This window comes from Mycobacterium europaeum (assembly GCF_034555895.2).
Lineage (GTDB): Bacteria > Actinomycetota > Actinomycetes > Mycobacteriales > Mycobacteriaceae > Mycobacterium > Mycobacterium europaeum.
Window position 1 is genome coordinate 2,318,746 of record NZ_CP157315.1, and the last position, 16,019, is coordinate 2,334,764.

16 protein-coding genes are annotated in these 16,019 nt (G+C 71.1%); 2 read left to right on the top strand and 14 right to left on the bottom strand.

Annotated features, from left to right (window positions below; genetic code table 11):
• Positions 1–4 precede the first annotated feature (4 nt).
• From xerD to tyrS, 13 genes are all read right to left on the bottom strand, one after another.
• Positions 5–949, bottom strand: a complete 945-nt coding sequence (xerD, locus tag U8D42_RS10390) for a site-specific tyrosine recombinase XerD (protein WP_322860210.1) — start codon at positions 947–949, stop codon at positions 5–7.
• A complete protein-coding gene (locus U8D42_RS10395; protein WP_322860209.1) occupies positions 946–1,569 on the bottom strand; it encodes an NUDIX hydrolase in 624 nt (207 codons plus the stop codon). The genes xerD and U8D42_RS10395 overlap by 4 nt, the downstream gene beginning before the upstream one ends.
• On the bottom strand, positions 1,562–3,313 hold the full coding sequence (locus tag U8D42_RS10400; RefSeq protein WP_322860208.1) for a CTP synthase: 1,752 nt from the start codon (positions 3,311–3,313) through the stop codon (positions 1,562–1,564). Before U8D42_RS10400 ends, U8D42_RS10395 begins: the two co-directional genes overlap by 8 nt.
• Before the next feature lie 123 nt (positions 3,314–3,436).
• On the bottom strand, positions 3,437–4,381 hold the full coding sequence (locus tag U8D42_RS10405; protein ID WP_322860207.1) for a copper transporter: 945 nt from the start codon (positions 4,379–4,381) through the stop codon (positions 3,437–3,439).
• A gap of 7 nt (positions 4,382–4,388) precedes the next feature.
• Positions 4,389–5,570 (bottom strand): putative cytokinetic ring protein SteA, encoded by a 1,182-nt coding sequence (gene steA, locus U8D42_RS10410; RefSeq protein WP_322860206.1) that lies wholly within the window; start codon positions 5,568–5,570, stop codon positions 4,389–4,391.
• A 199-nt stretch (positions 5,571–5,769) separates the two neighbouring features.
• The gene (recN, locus tag U8D42_RS10415) at positions 5,770–7,524 is read right to left on the bottom strand and encodes a DNA repair protein RecN (protein ID WP_322860205.1); all 1,755 of its coding nucleotides are present in this window, start codon (positions 7,522–7,524) and stop codon (positions 5,770–5,772) included.
• A gap of 7 nt (positions 7,525–7,531) precedes the next feature.
• On the bottom strand, positions 7,532–8,455 hold the full coding sequence (locus U8D42_RS10420; protein WP_322860204.1) for an NAD kinase: 924 nt from the start codon (positions 8,453–8,455) through the stop codon (positions 7,532–7,534).
• On the bottom strand, positions 8,452–9,261 hold the full coding sequence (locus U8D42_RS10425) for a TlyA family RNA methyltransferase (protein WP_322860203.1): 810 nt from the start codon (positions 9,259–9,261) through the stop codon (positions 8,452–8,454). Before U8D42_RS10425 ends, U8D42_RS10420 begins: the two co-directional genes overlap by 4 nt.
• Before the next feature lie 8 nt (positions 9,262–9,269).
• Complete coding sequence (locus U8D42_RS10430; RefSeq protein WP_322860202.1) at positions 9,270–9,455, bottom strand: hypothetical protein; 186 nt, start codon at positions 9,453–9,455, stop codon at positions 9,270–9,272.
• A gap of 12 nt (positions 9,456–9,467) precedes the next feature.
• Positions 9,468–10,469, bottom strand: coding sequence for an HAD-IIA family hydrolase (locus U8D42_RS10435; protein WP_322860201.1), 1,002 nt, complete (start codon positions 10,467–10,469; stop codon positions 9,468–9,470).
• 1 nt (position 10,470) lies between these two features.
• A complete protein-coding gene (locus U8D42_RS10440) occupies positions 10,471–11,253 on the bottom strand; it encodes a hypothetical protein (RefSeq protein ID WP_085238632.1) in 783 nt (260 codons plus the stop codon).
• Between the two features lie 27 nt (positions 11,254–11,280).
• Positions 11,281–11,655: a DUF732 domain-containing protein gene (locus U8D42_RS10445; protein WP_244275271.1), complete on the bottom strand. Its 375-nt coding sequence runs from the start codon at positions 11,653–11,655 to the stop codon at positions 11,281–11,283.
• Positions 11,656–11,729: 74 nt separating this feature from the next.
• On the bottom strand, positions 11,730–13,001 hold the full coding sequence (gene tyrS / locus U8D42_RS10450; RefSeq protein WP_322860200.1) for a tyrosine--tRNA ligase: 1,272 nt from the start codon (positions 12,999–13,001) through the stop codon (positions 11,730–11,732).
• A 117-nt stretch (positions 13,002–13,118) separates the two neighbouring features.
• Here tyrS and U8D42_RS10455 point away from each other — a divergent pair, with 117 nt between their 5' ends.
• Positions 13,119–14,009 carry a bile acid:sodium symporter family protein gene (locus U8D42_RS10455; RefSeq protein WP_322860199.1) on the top strand — a complete coding sequence of 297 codons (891 nt, stop codon included), beginning with the start codon at positions 13,119–13,121 and terminating at the stop codon, positions 14,007–14,009.
• Positions 14,010–14,012: 3 nt separating this feature from the next.
• Here U8D42_RS10455 and U8D42_RS10460 read toward each other — a convergent pair whose 3' ends face one another.
• Positions 14,013–14,624, bottom strand: coding sequence for a DNA-3-methyladenine glycosylase (locus U8D42_RS10460; RefSeq protein ID WP_322860198.1), 612 nt, complete (start codon positions 14,622–14,624; stop codon positions 14,013–14,015).
• A 70-nt stretch (positions 14,625–14,694) separates the two neighbouring features.
• On the opposite strand from U8D42_RS10460, the gene U8D42_RS10465 reads away from it, so the two are divergent.
• Positions 14,695–15,966 carry an ammonium transporter gene (locus U8D42_RS10465; RefSeq protein ID WP_322860197.1) on the top strand — a complete coding sequence of 424 codons (1,272 nt, stop codon included), beginning with the start codon at positions 14,695–14,697 and terminating at the stop codon, positions 15,964–15,966.
• Positions 15,967–16,019 lie beyond the last annotated feature (53 nt).

A 16,019-nucleotide genomic window follows, 5' to 3' on the forward strand; every position in this document is an offset into this window, starting at 1 on the left:
CTGCCTATTGCGCCCGCGGGTGGGCGCCGGCCCACACCTCGCGCAGCGCGTGCACGGTCACCATGGTGTAGATCTGCGTCGTCGTCACCGAGGCGTGTCCCAGCAACTCCTGCACCACGCGCACGTCGGCACCGCCCTCGAGCAGGTGGGTCGCGAACGAGTGCCGCAGCATGTGCGGCGACACCCCCGACGTGATTCCGGCGCGCTCGGCGGCGTCCTGCAGCACCTGCCACGCGCTCTGCCGCGACAGCCGCCCGCCACGCACGTTGAGAAAGATGGCCGGCGTCCCGCGTCCGCGGCGGGCCAGGTCGGGGCGGCCGCGCACCAGATAGGCGTCCAGTGCCTGCACCGCGGGCCGCCCGATGGGCACCAGCCGTTGCTTGCCGCCCTTGCCGCGCAGCAGCACCGACCTGGCCCGGGTGTCGATGTCGTCCACGTCGAGGCCGACGGCCTCCGAGATGCGCGCCCCGGTCGAGTACAGGAGCTCCAGCAGCGCCCGGTTGCGCAGCGTGAGCGGGCCGTCGGAGGCGCTGTCCCCGCCCGCACCCTCCAGCAGCGCCAGCACCTGGTCGACGGTCAGGCTCTTGGGGAGCCGGCGGCCCGGCGTCGGCGGGCGGACCGCCCGCGCCACGTCCAGTTCGGCCAGCCCTTCGGCCGCGGCGAACCGGTGCAGGCCGCGCACCGCAATCAGGGCGCGCGCCGCCGACACCGCGGACAGCGCCGTGGTTCCCGAGTCGGGGTCGCCGCGGCGCAGCGCGACCAGGAACTCGCTGACGTCGTTCTCGCCGACCTTGGCCAGGTCCTGAATTCCGCGGTCCGACAGGTGCTTGGTGTAGCGGCGCAGGTCGCGGCGATACGAGCTGAGCGTGTTGGCGGCGACGCCGCGCTCGATGGCGAGGTGGTCGAGGTAGCCCTGCAGTTGGGTGTCGAGCGTGAGCGCCGTCGTCATCGGGCGGCCTTCCGCGCGACGAACGCCGTCGGCCTATCGGGCCACGGGCTGTCCACCGGCCGCGGCTCGGCGATGCCTTCGGTCACCGCGTGGGCGGCCAAGATCCCGGCAATGGCAATGGAATTCACGATCTCGCCGCTGAACACCCCGCGCACCGCGTCGGCGACGGGAAACCAGCGCATCGTCATGTCCGCTTCCTCGTGATGCGCCTCGGGCCGGGCCACCTCGGTCAGCTCGGTCGCCAGGTACACCCGCACCGACTCGTCGCTGAAGCCCGGCGCGGAATCCAGGTCCACCAGCACCTGCCAGGTTCCGGCCTGCAGGCCGACCTCCTCCTGGAGCTCACGGACCGCGGTCGCCTGTGGCGGCTCCCCCACCATGTCGAGCAGCCCGGCCGGAAGCTCCCACAGCCGCCGGCCGAAGGCGTGGCGGTATTGGTACACCATTGCGATGTTGTAGTCCTCGTTCAACGCCACGATGGCGACCGCCCCGTAGTGCTCGACGACTTCACGAATCGCGGTGGCACCGCCGGGCATCCGGACCCGATCGCTGCGCAGCGCGAAAATCTTTCCGGTGTACAGCGTTTCGGATGACGCCGTCTCGAAGACGTGCTCAGCCACGGGCCGCGGGCTCGGGTAGCGACTGGCTGACGCCGTCCCGCTGCTGGTTGCCGTTGGAGGCGTGCTCGGGGATCTCCACCGGCAGCAGCTCGCCCGACTGGTAGTCGATGGCCGCCCCGACGAACGCGACGAACAGCGGGTGCGGCCGGGTGGGCCGGCTCTTCAGCTCGGGGTGGGCCTGGGTGCCCACGATGAACGGGTGCACCTCGGGCGGATATTCGACGAATTCCACCAGATGCCCGTCGGGCGAGGTGCCGGAGAACCGCAGGCCGCTCTCGGCGATCTTGTCGCGATAGGCGTTGTTGACCTCGTAGCGGTGCCGATGCCGCTCCGACACTCCGGTGGTGCCGTAGGCCTGGGCGACAATCGAATCCGCCTGCAACACGGCGGGATACGCGCCCAGCCGCATGGTGCCGCCGAGGTCGGCCTGACCGGCGACGGCGTCGACCTGATCGGCCATCGTGGAGATGACGGGATCCGGTGTGTCGGGGTCGAATTCGGCGGAGTTGGCCTGCGCGAGCCCCGCCGAACGCGCGGCCTCGATCACGATGCACTGCAGGCCGAGGCACAGGCCCAGCACCGGCAGCCCGCGCGTCCGCGCGTACCGGATGGCGCCGATCTTGCCCTCGATGCCGCGGATGCCGAAGCCGCCCGGGATCAGCACGCCGTGCACGTCGCCCAGCGCCGCCGCCGCGCCCGCCCCGGTCTCACAGTCGTCGGAGGCCACCCACTGCATCTCCACCTTGGCGTGGTGTTTGAACCCGCCGGCGCGCAGCGCCTCGGTGACCGAAAGGTAGGCGTCGGAAAGCTCAACGTACTTGCCCACCAGGGCGATTCGCACCGTCTCGTGCGGCTCGTGCACCCTGCGCAGCAGGTCGTCCCACTCGGTCCAGTCGACGTCGCGGAACGGCAGGTTGAGCCGGCGCACCACATACGCGTCGAGCTCCTCGCGGTGCAGCCGCTTCGGGATATCGTAGATCGACGGTGCGTCCGGGGTGGAGATGACGCCGTCGATGTCGACGTCACACATCAGCGCGATCTTGTTCTTCAGCGCTTCGGGGACGTCCCGGTCGCAGCGCAGGATCAGCGCGTCCGGGGTGATACCGATGCTGCGCAACGCGGCCACCGAATGCTGGGTGGGCTTGGTCTTGAGCTCACCCGAGGGCGCCAGGTACGGCACCAGCGAGACGTGCAGGAAGAAGACGTTCTCCCGCCCCAGGTCGTGACGGACCTGGCGCGCGGCCTCCAGGAAGGGCTGCGACTCGATATCGCCGACCGTGCCGCCGATTTCGGTGATGACCACGTCGGGACGGTTGCCCTGGGCGTCCGGCTCTGCCATCGCCATGATCCGGCGCTTGATCTCGTCGGTGATGTGCGGGATCACCTGGACGGTGTCGCCGAGGTATTCGCCGCGCCGCTCCTTGGCGATGACGGTCGAATACACTTGTCCCGTCGTCACATTCGCCGAGCCGGACAGGTCGCGATCCAGGAACCGTTCGTAGTGGCCGACATCGAGGTCGGTCTCGGCGCCGTCCTCGGTGACGAACACCTCGCCGTGCTGGAAGGGGTTCATCGTGCCCGGGTCCACGTTGAGGTACGGATCGAGCTTTTGCATCGTCACGTACAACCCGCGGGCCGTCAGCAGCTGACCGAGGCTGCTCGCGGTGAGACCCTTGCCCAACGAGGACGCGACGCCCCCGCTGACGAAGAGGTGCTTGGTGGCGGATTGCGGGTGCTTTCGCACAGGCGACCTCCGTGAAGACGGGCAGGGCGTCGAATTTTTGCTAGTGAATAACTAGTTGGGCCTGCCGACCCACGGAAACCCACCCTAACACCCACCACCGGGGTGTCGTGCCGAACACGCCCGCTACTGCGGCACGGTGATCGATGTGGCGCCGTGACCGGTGCCGTACTGCCCGGCGTGGCCGCCGTTGATCAGGTCGTGCAGGCCGAGCACCGCGGTGATGCGGCCCGGCGCGCTGTCGACGTCGTCGACGGTGCTGACCGCGGAGTTCATCCCCGCGTCGGCGCGCGTCACAGCGACGGCCGCGCCGCCGGTCGCCGAGCCGTCCCGCCCGGCGAGCAGGGTGCCCGACCCGTGCGGGGCCAGCGCGGCGGCGAACCGGGCGACGCTGGCCCCCTGATTACCGGCGTCCTGGGGCAGCGAGCCGCCGGTGATTACCAGCGCGGCGTTCGCCGCGCCCATGTGCTCGCTCGGCTGATAGGTGATGAACCCCGTGTCGCGCAGCGCGGCCAGCACGGTGTCGCGCTGCGGCTCGTCGACGGGCGGGACCGCGGGGTTGGCGTTGATCAGCAAGGCGATGCCCATCAGGTCGCCGGCCTGCGATCCCTGGTCGACGAGCTTGGTGCTCAGCTGTTGTCCGGCCGGCAGGATCGACGAGTTCACCACCGTCCGCAGCTTCTCCGCGGAATTGGCCTCCACGAATTCCTGGGTCAGCGACACCGTTCCGGTTACCGCGCCACCGGCCTGACCGATGAACTTCGACACCGCGGCCACGTCGTCGTCCTTGGCGTCCGGGGTGCGAAACAGCACCACCGACTTGCCGCCGAGCGTGTCATGCACGATGCGGCCCACCAGCTGGGTGTCGAAGTTGTTTGCCGCGCTGAGCTTTTCGTTCAGCACGTTGTTCCGGTCGTTGAGCCCGTCGATCTGGGTGTGCAGGTCCCGCTTCTCGGCACGCAGGCTGGACAGCAGCGTGTCGGACAGGAAACCCGAACCGAGCACGACTCCCACGGCCAGCGCCAGGAAGACGGCGGCCAGCGATATCGCGTGTTGGCGTAACGAGATCATCGAGACCCTAGGACACTAGGTGGGCAATCCAGAGGGAAAAGTGGTTCCAGTAGTCGGTGACCCAGTGCAGCACCACGCCATCGCTGCGGGACACCCACAGGGCGACGATGACGGCGATCAGCATCGTCAACGCCAGCAGGGCGATGGCCCCCGCCGAGATGTGGTTGCGATACAGGGTGGCCACGGCCTTGGCGTCCACCACCTTCTCCCCCACCCGAAGCCTGGTCAAGAACGTCGAGGGATTGCTGTGCGCGCGGGTGCGGTCGAAGAACGTCTCGATGTTGGCGGTGTGGCCCGCGGTCACCAGCAACGCCGCGCCGTGATGATCGGCCAGCAGCAGGGCCAGGTCGATCGCCGAGCCGGCGGCCGGGAACGTCATCGCCCCGACACCGAGGTCCTGGATGCGTTCCAGCCCGGGCGCGTGGCCGTCGGCGTCGGCGGGCAGCACGACCTGGGCGCCGCACTTGAGGGCGTCGGCGCTGATCTTGTCGGGGTCGCCGACGATGATCTGCGGGCGATACCCGGCCTTGCGCAACACGTCCGCGCCGGTGTCGACGCCGATCAGCACCGGCTGGTACTCCTTGATGAACGGCTTGAGCGACTTCAGGTCCTCTTCGGCGCTGGGCTCGTCGGCGACGATGACCACGTGCCGGCGGCGCAGGTCGACATCGATGTCGGGGATGCCGATGCCGTCGATCAACAGCGGGCTCTCGCTCTTGATGAACTCGATCGTGTTGCCCGCGAATGCCTCCAGGTGCGCGGACAGGCCGCTCTTGGCCTCCCGCATCAAGTCGGCGATGTCGTGATCGGTGCGCTCGGTGCCCCGGACCAGCCTGCGGTCGCCGGAGTACACACCGCCTTCGTGCAACCGGATCTTGGCGCCGTCCTTGACCTTCTTGAAGATGTCGGGTCCGGCCTCGTCGATCAGCGTGACCCCGTTGTTGACCAGCACTTCCGGCCCCATGTTGGGGTAGCGGCCCGACACCGAGGGCGAGGCGTTGACGACCGCGGCGATGTCCGCCTCCACCAGGGCGTCCGCTGTGATGCGGTCCAAGTCCAGGACGTCGAGCACCACGATGTCCCCGGGGCACACCCTGCGCAGCAGTCGGTCGATATTCCGGTCCACCCGCGCGGTGCCGACGAGGCCCGGCCGGGTGGTGTTACGGGTAAGCAGGCCTGACATCTTCATGGGGGCGATTCTGTCGGTGATGCCCGGAGGAGGCGTGGAGGCGCGCCGTAACATTAGCCCCAGAAGTTATCTAGAGTCCCATTAGTCACAAGCCCCTAACGGGTTGATCGCGCGAAGGTGCGCAGTTGCACGGGTCGGCCGGCGTGTCGCCGTGCGAACACGCACGCTCGCGCGCCGGGGGTGCCCCGGGGGCTTCGGGTTAGATCTCGTCGCGCTGGGCCGCGTCGAGCAGCTCGCGGGCGTGCGCGCGGCCGCTGTCGGACTCCCCCAGCCCGGCCATCATTCGGGCCAACTCGGCGACCCGCTCGTCGCCGGTGACGCGCCGCACGATGCTGGTCCCCTTGGGGCCGGCGCTGTGCACCACCAGGTGCACGTCGGCGTACGCCGCCACCTGCGGCAGATGCGTGACGACGATGACCTGGTGCGTGCGCGCCAACCGCGCCAGCCGCCGCCCGATCTGCACCGCGGCCCGGCCGCCGACACCGGCGTCGACCTCGTCGAACACCATGGTGGTGCCCGCCGCCGAGGCCGCCAGCACCACCTCCAGCGCCAGCATCACCCGGGACAGCTCGCCGCCGGAGGCGCTCTTGGCCAGCGGCAGCTGATCCATCCCGCGATGCGCGGCGAAACCGAACTCGACCTGGTCGACGCCGTCGGCACCGGCCCGGGCGAACTCGCCCGTCGGCAGCGCGAGGGCGGCCGGATCCTCGTCGGCGGCCACGTCGTTGCTCACGTCGATGCTGAACTGCGCGTCGGCCATCGCCAGCCCGGACAGCTCCGCGGTGACCTCCTTGGCCAGTCTCTTGGCCGCCTTGCGCCGGATGCCACTGAGATCGACGGCGGCCTGGGCCAATTCACGCGCGAGCTCGTCCACCCGGGCGGCCAGCGCCGTCAACCCCTCCTCGGAGACGTCGAGTTGGGCCAGCCGTTGGCGCGACTCCTGGGCCCACTGGAGCACCCCGTCGACGTCCGCGGCGTACTTGCGGGTCAGCGTGCGCAGCTCGGCTTGCCGGGCCAACTTGGCTTCCAGCGCGCTGGCATCGACCGGCAGCTCGTCCAAAAAGCCGCTCAGCTCGCCCGCCGCGTCGGCGACCACCGTCAGCGCCTCACCGACCTGCCCGGCCAGCGCCCGCAGCTTCGCGTCGTCGGTGGACTCCAACGCGGCCCTCGCACGCCCCAGCCCGTCGGCGGCGCTGTGCCCGGACGCCTCGGCGTCGTCGGGCGCCCCGGAGAGCGCGGCGTGCGCGGTCATCGCCGCCTCCCGCAGGGTGTCCAGTTCGGAGAGCCGGACGATGTCGGCGACCAGCGCGTCGTCCTCGCCCGGTTGCGGGTCGACGGCGTCAATCTCGTTGAGCGCGAAGTTGAGTCGGTCGGATTCCAGCGCCAGTTCGCGCATGCGGCTGCGGCGGTCGGCCAGGTCGTTCCGCGCGGTCAGCCAGGCGTCGCGCAGTTTGCGGTAGCGCTCGAGCGCGGGCCCGGCCTTCGCGAACCGGTCCAGGGCGCCGCGTTGCTCCTCGGGCCGCATCAGCCGCAACTGGTCGTTCTGCCCGTGCAGGGTGAGCAACCCGGCGGTGAAGTCGCCGAGCGACTTGGCGGGCACGCTGCGGCCCCCGAGATACGCCCGCGACGGCCCCTCGCGGCTGACCGAACGCAGCGCGATCACGCTGCCGTCCTCGTCGCGCTCCGCGCCGGACGCGTCCAGCATGTCGTCCAGCTGCCCCACCACGGCATCCTCGAGATCGGTTGTGGTGAAACGGCCTTCGACCACCGCCCGGTCGGCGCCCGACCGCACGCGGGTGGCGTCGGCGCGGGCACCGCCGAGCAGATGCAGCCCCGTCACCACCATGGTCTTGCCGGTGCCCGTTTCACCGGTCAGCACGGTCAGGCCACGGTCGAACTCCCCGACCGCCGCGCTGATCGCGCCCAGCGACTCGATGCGTATTTCGGTGAGCACCCGCCGTTTACTTCCCGCGCCAACCCGTCACCGGCAACCGGAATTTACGCACCAAGCGGTCGGTGAACGGGGCGCTGTCCAGCCGCGCCCATTTCACCGGTGTGTCGCAACGCCTCACCTCGATGCGGCTGCCGGCCGGGATCAGCATTTCGCGGCGGCCGTCGCAGAACACCAGGGCGTCGTGCCCGTCCGCCTCGATCTCGATGGCGATGGTGGCGTCGGGACTGGTGACCATCGGCCGGCCGAACAGCGCGTGAGCGTTGTTGGGCACCACCAGGATTGCCTCGAGGTCCGGCCACAGCACCGGCCCGCCCGCGGAGAACGCGTAGGCGGTCGACCCGGTGGGCGTCGACACCAGCACGCCGTCACACCCGAACGCCGACACCGGCCGCCCGTCGATCTCGACGACCACCCCCAGCACGCCCAGCCGCGGGCCCTTCTCCAGGCTGACCTCGTTGAGCGCCCAGCCGTTTTCGATCTCGCGGCCCCCCGAGCGCACGACCACGTCCAGCGTCAGGCGGTCCTCCACCCGGTAGTCCTTGGCGACGACGTGGTCCAGCACCTGGTCGATGTGCTCCGCTTCGGCCTCGGCCAGGAAGCCGATGCGGCCGAGGTTGACGCCCAGCACCGGGATGCCGGCGTTGCGGGCCAGTTCGGCCGCGCGCAGGAACGTGCCGTCGCCGCCGAGCACCAGCACCAGTTCGCAGCCGTCGGCGGCGCGCGGATCGGCGTCGACCACCTGGATTTCGACGCCCATCGCGCGGATGTCGTCGGGGGCCACCTGCAGCGAGCCGCGGTCGACCGCCTCGGCGGACAGGACGCGTAGAGCAATGTCGTTGTCGCTCAGGACCTTCTGCACGCGGGCCGCGGTTTCGGTGGCTTCCTCGCGGCCGGTGTGCACCACCATCAGCACCGTGCGATGTTCGATCACTGGGGCCCCTCGCTCACCGCGCGCCGCACCGCTGCCACCAACTCGTCATCCGCCAATCCCCGATCGGTCTGGGCGCGCAACCACAGAAAGTACTCGACGTTGCCCGACGGGCCCGGCAGCGGGCTGGCGGTGACGCCGACCGTGTGCCAGCCCAGCTCGCCGGCGCGGCGCGCCACGGCCACGACGGCGTCGGCGCGCAGGCCCGGGTCGTGCACCACCCCGCCGGCGCCGACCTGGCCCCGGCCCACCTCGAACTGCGGCTTCACCATGGGAACGATATCCGCAGTGTCCGAAGCACATCCAGCCAGCGCGGGCAACACGGTGGCCAGCGAAATGAACGACAGGTCGGCCACGACCACGTCGACCGGCCCGCCGATAAGCTCGCGGGACAGGTCACGGGCGTTCGTCCGCTCGACGACGACCACCCGGGGGTCGCACCGCAGCGACCACGCCAGCTGGCCGTACCCGACGTCCACGGCGACCACTTCGGCGGCGCCGCGGTCCAGCAGCACCTCGGTGAACCCGCCCGTCGACGCGCCGGCGTCCAGGCAGCGGCGGCCCGCCACATCGATGCCGAAGGCGTCCAGGGCGCCGATGAGCTTGTGCGCGCCGCGCGACACCCAGCCCCGTTCCCCGTCGTCGGCGACGGTCAGGGCCGCCGTGAGAGCGACGGCGGTGCCCGGCTTGCGGGCCGGCAGCCCGTCGATGCTGACCCGGCCGGCGCCGATCAACTCCGCGGCCTGTTGCCGCGATCGCGCGAGGCCGCGCCGAACCAGCTCGGCGTCGACGCGGGCGCGGCGAGACATGCGCGCACTCAGCCCTTCTCCGCCGACTCCAGCGCGGCCAGCAGCACGTCGTGCGCCTCGGACAGGCGACGCGCTATGTCTTCGAGCTCGGTGAGCGACGGGTCGCTGCCGGCGCCTTCCGGCGTCCCGGGCTCGGGTAGCCGGGCGAGCAGGGCGTCGATTTCCGCGCGAATCTGTTCAGGATCGATAGTCATTGCGCTTCTACGCTAGTCCAGAGACCAGCGCTGCAGCGCCTCGCGGGCGCGCGCGTCGCCGGCCTCGATGCCGATCGGTTCCCCGTCCGACGCGGCACTCCATACCGCGGCGGCGACCGCCCGCACGATAGCGAGCCCGTCGCCGTCGTCGGCTCCATCGCCGCTGACGGTCACCGCCCGCTCGCCGACGTCGACGCGCCAGCCCGGCTGGGGCCCGACCGCCAGCCGATCGCCGTCCTGATGCAGCGCCCGCAGGTCGTGGCCGATGTAGGTGGGCCGGTGGGCGGGTTCGGCGTACACCGCGTCCCGCGCTGAGCTGACGCCGGTGAGCACCATCAGGCTGGGCAGCTCCGCCGCGTTGGCGCCCTCGATGTCGGTGTCCAGCCGGTCGCCGACCACCAGGGGGGCGCGGAAATCGCCCCTGGCCGCCGCGTCGGTGAGCAATCCGGGTGCCGGCTTCCCCGCGACCTGGGGTTCGGCACCGGTGGCCGCGCGCAGGGCGGCGACCATGGATCCGTTCCCGGGCAGCAGGCCGCGCTCGGTGGGCAGCGTGGGGTCGACGTTGGCCGCAACCCACAGCGCGCCGGACCGGATGGCCAGCGCGGCCTCGGCCAGGTCCGGCCAGCCGATGGTCAGCGACAGGCCCTGGACGACGGCGACGGGGTCGTCGTCGAACCGGCGCACCGGACGCAGGCCCACGGTCGCCACCTCGTCGGCCAGGGCATCGGTGCCCACGATCAGCACCGGTGCACCGGCCGGCAGCTGCCCGGCCAGGAGCCGGGCCGCGCTCTGCGCGCTGGTGGCGACGTCGTCGGCGGTGGCGGTGAAGCCGAGTTCGGTCAGGTGCGCGGCGACCTCGGCCGCGCTGCGCGACGCGTTGTTGGTGACGAAGAACGCGCGGCTGCGCAGCTCGGCCAGCGCCTGCACCGCGCCCTCGGTCGGCCGGCGGCCGCGGAACAATGTCCCGTCCAGGTCGAGCAGCAGGCAATCGTATTGGCGCGCAACGCTCGTCATCTCAGCCCAGCTCGCTGACCCGGTCTTCGGCGTCGGTGACGCCTTCGACATCGGCGGCCGCCGAGCGTAGGAACCATTGCAGCGCTTCGTCATTGCGGTCCAGCGCCAGCAGCGTGTCGGCGTAGGCGTAGAACAACCGCGCCGCCGTCGAGCCCGTGCGGGCCGGGTCCAGTTGCGGCGTGGACAGGACGGTCAGCGCCTGCTCCAGCTGGCCGAGGTCCGCGCGGGCGCCCGCGGCGACGATGCGCAACTCGTCGGCGTCGTCGCCTTCCAGCCGGGCCGCCTCGGGCCCGCGCGCGAGCTCGATCGCCCGCTCCGGGCGGCCAAGCCCGCGTTCGCAATCCGCGATCAGCGCCAGCAGGTTGGACTTGCTGCCCATCCTGCGGGCGGCGCGCAATTCGGCCAGCGCCTGCGCCCAGTCGCCGCAGTAATAGGCGGCGATTCCGACGGCCTCGCGGATGGCGGCGATCCTGCTGGACCGGGCGCGGGCGGCGCGGGCGTGGCTCAGCGCCGCCTCCGGGTCCTCGTCGAGGAGCTCACCGGCGGCAACCAGGTGGCGCGCCACCGCGTCGGCCGTGGCGCGGTCCAGGGTGCTCAGTTCGCCCCGGATCTCGGGCGCCAGCTGGCGGGCGTCCACGCCGGGCGGTATCGGCGGGCCCGGCTCCGGCGTGCGGCGGCCTTCGGGCTGCTGCGGCTGGGCCGGGCGCGCACGGCCGGGACCCGACCAAGGGCCGGATGGGCGGGGGCGCCGTTCGCCCCGCTGCCGCTGCCTGTCGTCGACCACGCAGCCGAGGATACGGGGGCCCGTCCGCTAGTACGCCGTGAGCCGGTTCTGCAGCAACGGCGCTATCACCGCCGGGCAGTAGTTGGCCACGGCGACGATGGTGAACAGCCCGGCCGACTCGTAGCCCAGGCCGCTGCGGTGGGCCATTTCGTCGGCGACCGAGTCGAAGGACTGGCCCGGGGTGACCAGCATCGGGCACACCGACTGACCCAGCGCCAGGGCGCTCTCCGGGTGCGGATAGGTGATACCGGCGTTGCTCAGCGCCATCAGGAACGCGTTCCCCCGCATGTCGGCGCGCACCGGCGCGGCCAGGGGCGCGGCCAGCCCGGCCACGCACGCCCCCACCCCCAGCACACGCAGCAGGATCCATTCCACACGCCTGAGGGATATCACCGTGACCACCCTGGCCAATGCGGGTCACAGCCGCAACACGGTGCGGTAAAGATTTGCGCACCACCGCGTTTTGCGGGTGCGTTCTAGACCTTTTCGATCCCGGCGACGGTGCGCTTGCCGCGGCGCAGCACCAGCCACCGGCCGTGCAGGAAATCCGAGGGCTGCGGAGTCCATTCCTCGCTGTCGATGCGGACGTTGTTGACCGACACACCGCCCTCGTTGAGGGTGCGGCGCGCGGCCTTGCGGCTCTCGGACAGGCCGCTGGACACCAGCAGGTCGACGATCCCGTCCGGGCCGCCGGGTTTGAGCTCGGCGACCGACGCCTCGCGCAGCGCCGCCGCCAGCGTCGCCTCGTCCAGGCGGTCCAGTTCGCCCTGCCCGAACAGCGCGCGGCTGGCGTGCTCGACGGCCTCGGTGGCGGCCTCCCCGTGCACCAGGACGGTCAGCTCGCGGGCCAGCCGGCGCTGGGCGGCCCGCTGCTGCGGGCGCTCGGCCGTCGCCTGGTCCAGCTCGGCCAGCTCGTCGGCCGACAGGAAGGTGAACCACCGCAGGTAGCGGATCACGTCGGCGTCGGCGGTGTTGAAGAAGTACTGGTACCAGGCGTACGGGGTGGTCATCGCCGGATCGAGCCACAGGCTGCCGCCGCCGGTCGACTTGCCGAACTTGGTGCCGTCGGCCGCGGTCACCAGCGGCACGGTGAGCGCGTGCACCGTCGCACCCAGCTTCTGGCGGACCAGCCGGACCCCGGCGATGATGTTGCCCCACTGGTCGGAGCCGCCGATCTGCAGTGCGCAGCCGTACCGGCGGTGCAGTTCGACGTAGTCGTTGGCCTGCAACAGCATGTAGCTGAACTCCGTGTAGGAGATGCCCTCGCCGTCCAGCCGCCGCCGGATCGTGTCGCGGTCGAGCATGACGTTGACCGAGAAGTGCTTGCCGAGGTCGCGCAGGAACTCGATGGCCGACAACGGGGCCGTCCAGTCCAGGTTGTTGACGACGACCGCGCCGGTCGGGGACGTGTCGAAGTCGACGAAGCGCTCCAGCTGCCCGCGGATGCGCTCGGTCCATTCGGCGACGGTGTCCGCCTCGTTGAGGGTGCGCTCGCCGACGTCGCGCGGGTCACCGATCATGCCGGTCGCGCCGCCGGCGAGCACGATCGGGCGGTGGCCGGCGCGCTGAAACCGGCGCAGCGCCAGCAGCGGCACCAGGTGCCCCGCGTGCAGGCTGGCCGCCGTGGGGTCGAAACCGGCGTACACGGTCATCGGCCCGCGCTGCGCCTCGGCCGCCAGCGCGTCGAGGTCGGTGGACTGCGCGATCAGCCCGCGCCAGCCCAGCTCGTCAAGGATCCCGGAAGACATCGCCGCCGACTTTAGTCGCTCGCGCGGCCGGGATTCGCCCATGCGCTGCGGGATAAGGCAAGCTAACCGAGCGGCGCACCGCCTTCCCCGCTGAGCGCACCGACGACGTGGAGCGTTATGGACAACCGTTACTGGCCGCTGGTCGTCGTGGTGGTGATGCTCGCCCTCGGGCTGACGCTCACGGTCGCCGACTTCAAGCGGGCGGCCACTATGCGCAAACCGCTGACGGTGGCACTGATCTGCCAGTCGCTGCTGCTCCCGGCCCTGTGCCTGGCGATCGCCGAGGCCTTCCACCTCGAACCGCACCTGGCGGTCGGGCTGATGCTGATGGCCGCCACCCCCGGCGGGACGATGTCGAGCATCCTCAGCCACCTGTTCAACGGCGACCTGGCGCTCAACCTGACGCTGACCGCGATCAACGCCGTGCTGTCGATCGTCGCGCTGCCGGCGATCCTGGCGGTGTCGATGACCTGGTTCCTCGGACAAGGCCGGTTCCTTCCGCTTCAGGTGGACAAGTTCTTCACGGTGTTCGGCCTGGTGCTCATCCCGATCGCGATCGGGGTCGCCTTCCGCCACCGCTTCCCGGGGCTCGCCCAGCGACTGCAGAAGCCGGTCCGCATCGTCGCGTTGGTGTTGCTGGTCGTCGCGGTGCTCGGCGCGGTCGCCGGGGGGCGAAGAACGTTGTGGCAACACTTCGGCGTGCTCAGCGGGGCCGTCGTGGCCTTCTGCGCCGTGAGCCTGACGGTCGGCTACCTGGCGCCGCGCTTCATGCGGCTGGCTCCCCGGCAGGCCGTCGCGGTCAGCCTGGAGGTCGGGATGCACAACGCCGTGGTGGCGATGGGCGTCGCGTTGAGCCCGCAGCTGCTGAACAGCGCCGAAATGGCCATGCCGCCCGCGGTGTACAGCGCCGTCGCACCCCTGCTGGCGGTGACGTTCGTGTTCCTCGCGCGGCGGGTGGACCCGGCCTTTCGCGCCGTCGCCCGCGCCGACGCGCCCGCCGCGGCTTAGCTGCTAGTCGCTGGCCCCGGGGGCCGGTGCGCGCGGGCTGCGCCGGTACGCCGAGACTTCCGGCCGGCCCGCGAGCCAGAATCGCCACGGCCGGTCGGCGGCCTGGCTGACCCCGACGCGCGGGCCGGACGCGGCGGTCAGCGGCTCGTTGAGTTCGAGGGTCACCGGGCTGGCGGGGTCGAAAAGGTCGATGCCGTTGTCGTCCATGGTGATTCCCAGGGCCGAACACAGGTTGCCCGGGCCCCGCGCGAGCGCGGCCCCGCGCACCAGCTCGCCGCGCCGGGCGCGCGCCGTCTCGGTACCCTCGTCGAGGGCGGCGGCGCGCAGCAACACCGCCGCCGCGGTACCGTCCGGCCCGCAGGAAACGTTGGCGCAGACGTGGATTCCATGGCTGCGGTAGGTGTAGAGCCGCCCGGGCGGCCCGAACATCACCGCGTTGCGCCCGCTGATGCCGCGATAGGAGTGCGCCGCGGCGTCCGGCCAGGGACCGCCGGGAACGCCGCCGTAGGCCTCGACTTCGACGACGACGGCGCTGACGCCCCGCCCGGTGAGGGTGGCGCCGAGTAGCCGTTGGGCAGCAGCGACGGGGTCGACGAGCAGCTGGCGTGCGGCCACCCACCGAACCTACCGGCCGCGCTGCCATGGCAGTATCCCGGTGTCCTGGACCTGCGAAGGAGCACACGTCATGCATCCGATCGACCCCGCCGCCACCGCGTGGCTGCTGGCCAGCACCGCGCTGGTGCTGCTGATGACTCCCGGTCTGGCCATCTTCTACGGCGGCATGGTCCGCACCACCGGGGTGCTCAACATGATCATGATGAGCTTCATCTCCATCCCGCTGGTCACGGTGGCGTGGCTGCTGCTCGGCTACACCCTCGCGTTCTCCGACGACGGGACCAGCGGGTTGCTCGGCAACCTCGGGCACATCGGGATGCTGGGCATCACCCCGGACACCGCCCACGGGGCGGTTCCCGAGCTGCTCTACGCCACCTTCCAACTCACGTTCGCGATCATCACCGCCGCCCTGGTCAGCGGCGCGATCGCCGACCGCGCCAAGTTCGCCGCGTGGATGGTGTTCGTCCCGGTGTGGACTGTGGTCGTGTATTCGGTTGTCGCGCACTGGGTGTGGGGGCCCGGCGGGTGGCTGGCCAAGCTCGGTGTGCTCGACTACGCGGGCGGCCTGGTCGTGGAGATCGTGTCCGGTTCCTCGGCCCTGGCCCTGGCCCTGGTGCTCGGGCCGCGCATCGGCTTCAAGAAGGACGCCATGCGGCCGCACAATCTGCCGCTGGTGCTGCTCGGCGTCGGTCTGCTGTGGTTCGGCTGGTTCGGGTTCAACGCCGGTTCCGCCCTGGCCGCCAACGGCACCGCCGCCGCCATCTTCCTCAACACGCTCGTCGCCGGATGCCTGGGCATGCTGGGTTGGCTGTCGGTCGAACAGATCCGCGACGGCCGGCCCACGACATTCGGCGCGGCCTCCGGCGTGGTGGCCGGGCTCGTCGCCATCACGCCGTCGTGCGGAACCGTCAACACGCTCGGCGCGGCGGTCGTCGGGCTCGCTGCCGGCATCGTGTGCTCCTTCGCGGTCAGCGCGAAATTCCGCTTCAACTATGACGATTCGCTCGACGTGGTCGGTGTGCACTTCGTCGGCGGCGTCGTGGGGGTGTCGCTGATCGGGCTGCTCGCCACGGCGGTCATGACGTCGGGCCCGCGGGGCCTGTTCTACGGGGGCGGCTTTTCCCAACTGGGCAGGCAGACGCTCGCGATCGTCGTCGTCGCGCTCTATGCGTTCGCGGTGTCATTCGTGCTCGCGAAGGTGATCGACCGGCTGATGGGCTTCCGGGTCAGCGCGGAAGATGAGACCACCGGCGTGGACCTCACCCAGCACGCGGAGACGGCCTACGCCGAGGGCGTGCACGGGCACCTGCCCCAACGCCGCCCCGGTTCGCCCGAACGCTGAGCAGCTAGCGAGTCGAGGGCCCTTGACAACCCCCCATGGGGGAACGATTATTC

Bases quoted from the DNA above. Each gene is read 5' to 3' on its own strand.
- U8D42_RS10405 (WP_322860207.1), bottom strand. From the start codon at position 4,381: ATGATCTCGTTACGCCAACACGCGATATCGCTGGCCGCCGTCTTCCTG.
- tyrS (WP_322860200.1), bottom strand. From the start codon at position 13,001: ATGTCTTCCGGGATCCTTGACGAGCTGGGCTGGCGCGGGCTGATCGCG.
- xerD (WP_322860210.1), bottom strand. From the start codon at position 949: ATGACGACGGCGCTCACGCTCGACACCCAACTGCAGGGCTACCTCGAC.
- U8D42_RS10455 (WP_322860199.1), top strand. From the start codon at position 13,119: ATGGACAACCGTTACTGGCCGCTGGTCGTCGTGGTGGTGATGCTCGCC.
- U8D42_RS10435 (WP_322860201.1), bottom strand. From the start codon at position 10,469: ATGACGAGCGTTGCGCGCCAATACGATTGCCTGCTGCTCGACCTGGAC.
- U8D42_RS10425 (WP_322860203.1), bottom strand. From the start codon at position 9,261: ATGTCTCGCCGCGCCCGCGTCGACGCCGAGCTGGTTCGGCGCGGCCTC.
- steA (WP_322860206.1), bottom strand. From the start codon at position 5,570: ATGAAGATGTCAGGCCTGCTTACCCGTAACACCACCCGGCCGGGCCTC.
- U8D42_RS10465 (WP_322860197.1), top strand. From the start codon at position 14,695: ATGCATCCGATCGACCCCGCCGCCACCGCGTGGCTGCTGGCCAGCACC.
- U8D42_RS10430 (WP_322860202.1), bottom strand. From the start codon at position 9,455: ATGACTATCGATCCTGAACAGATTCGCGCGGAAATCGACGCCCTGCTC.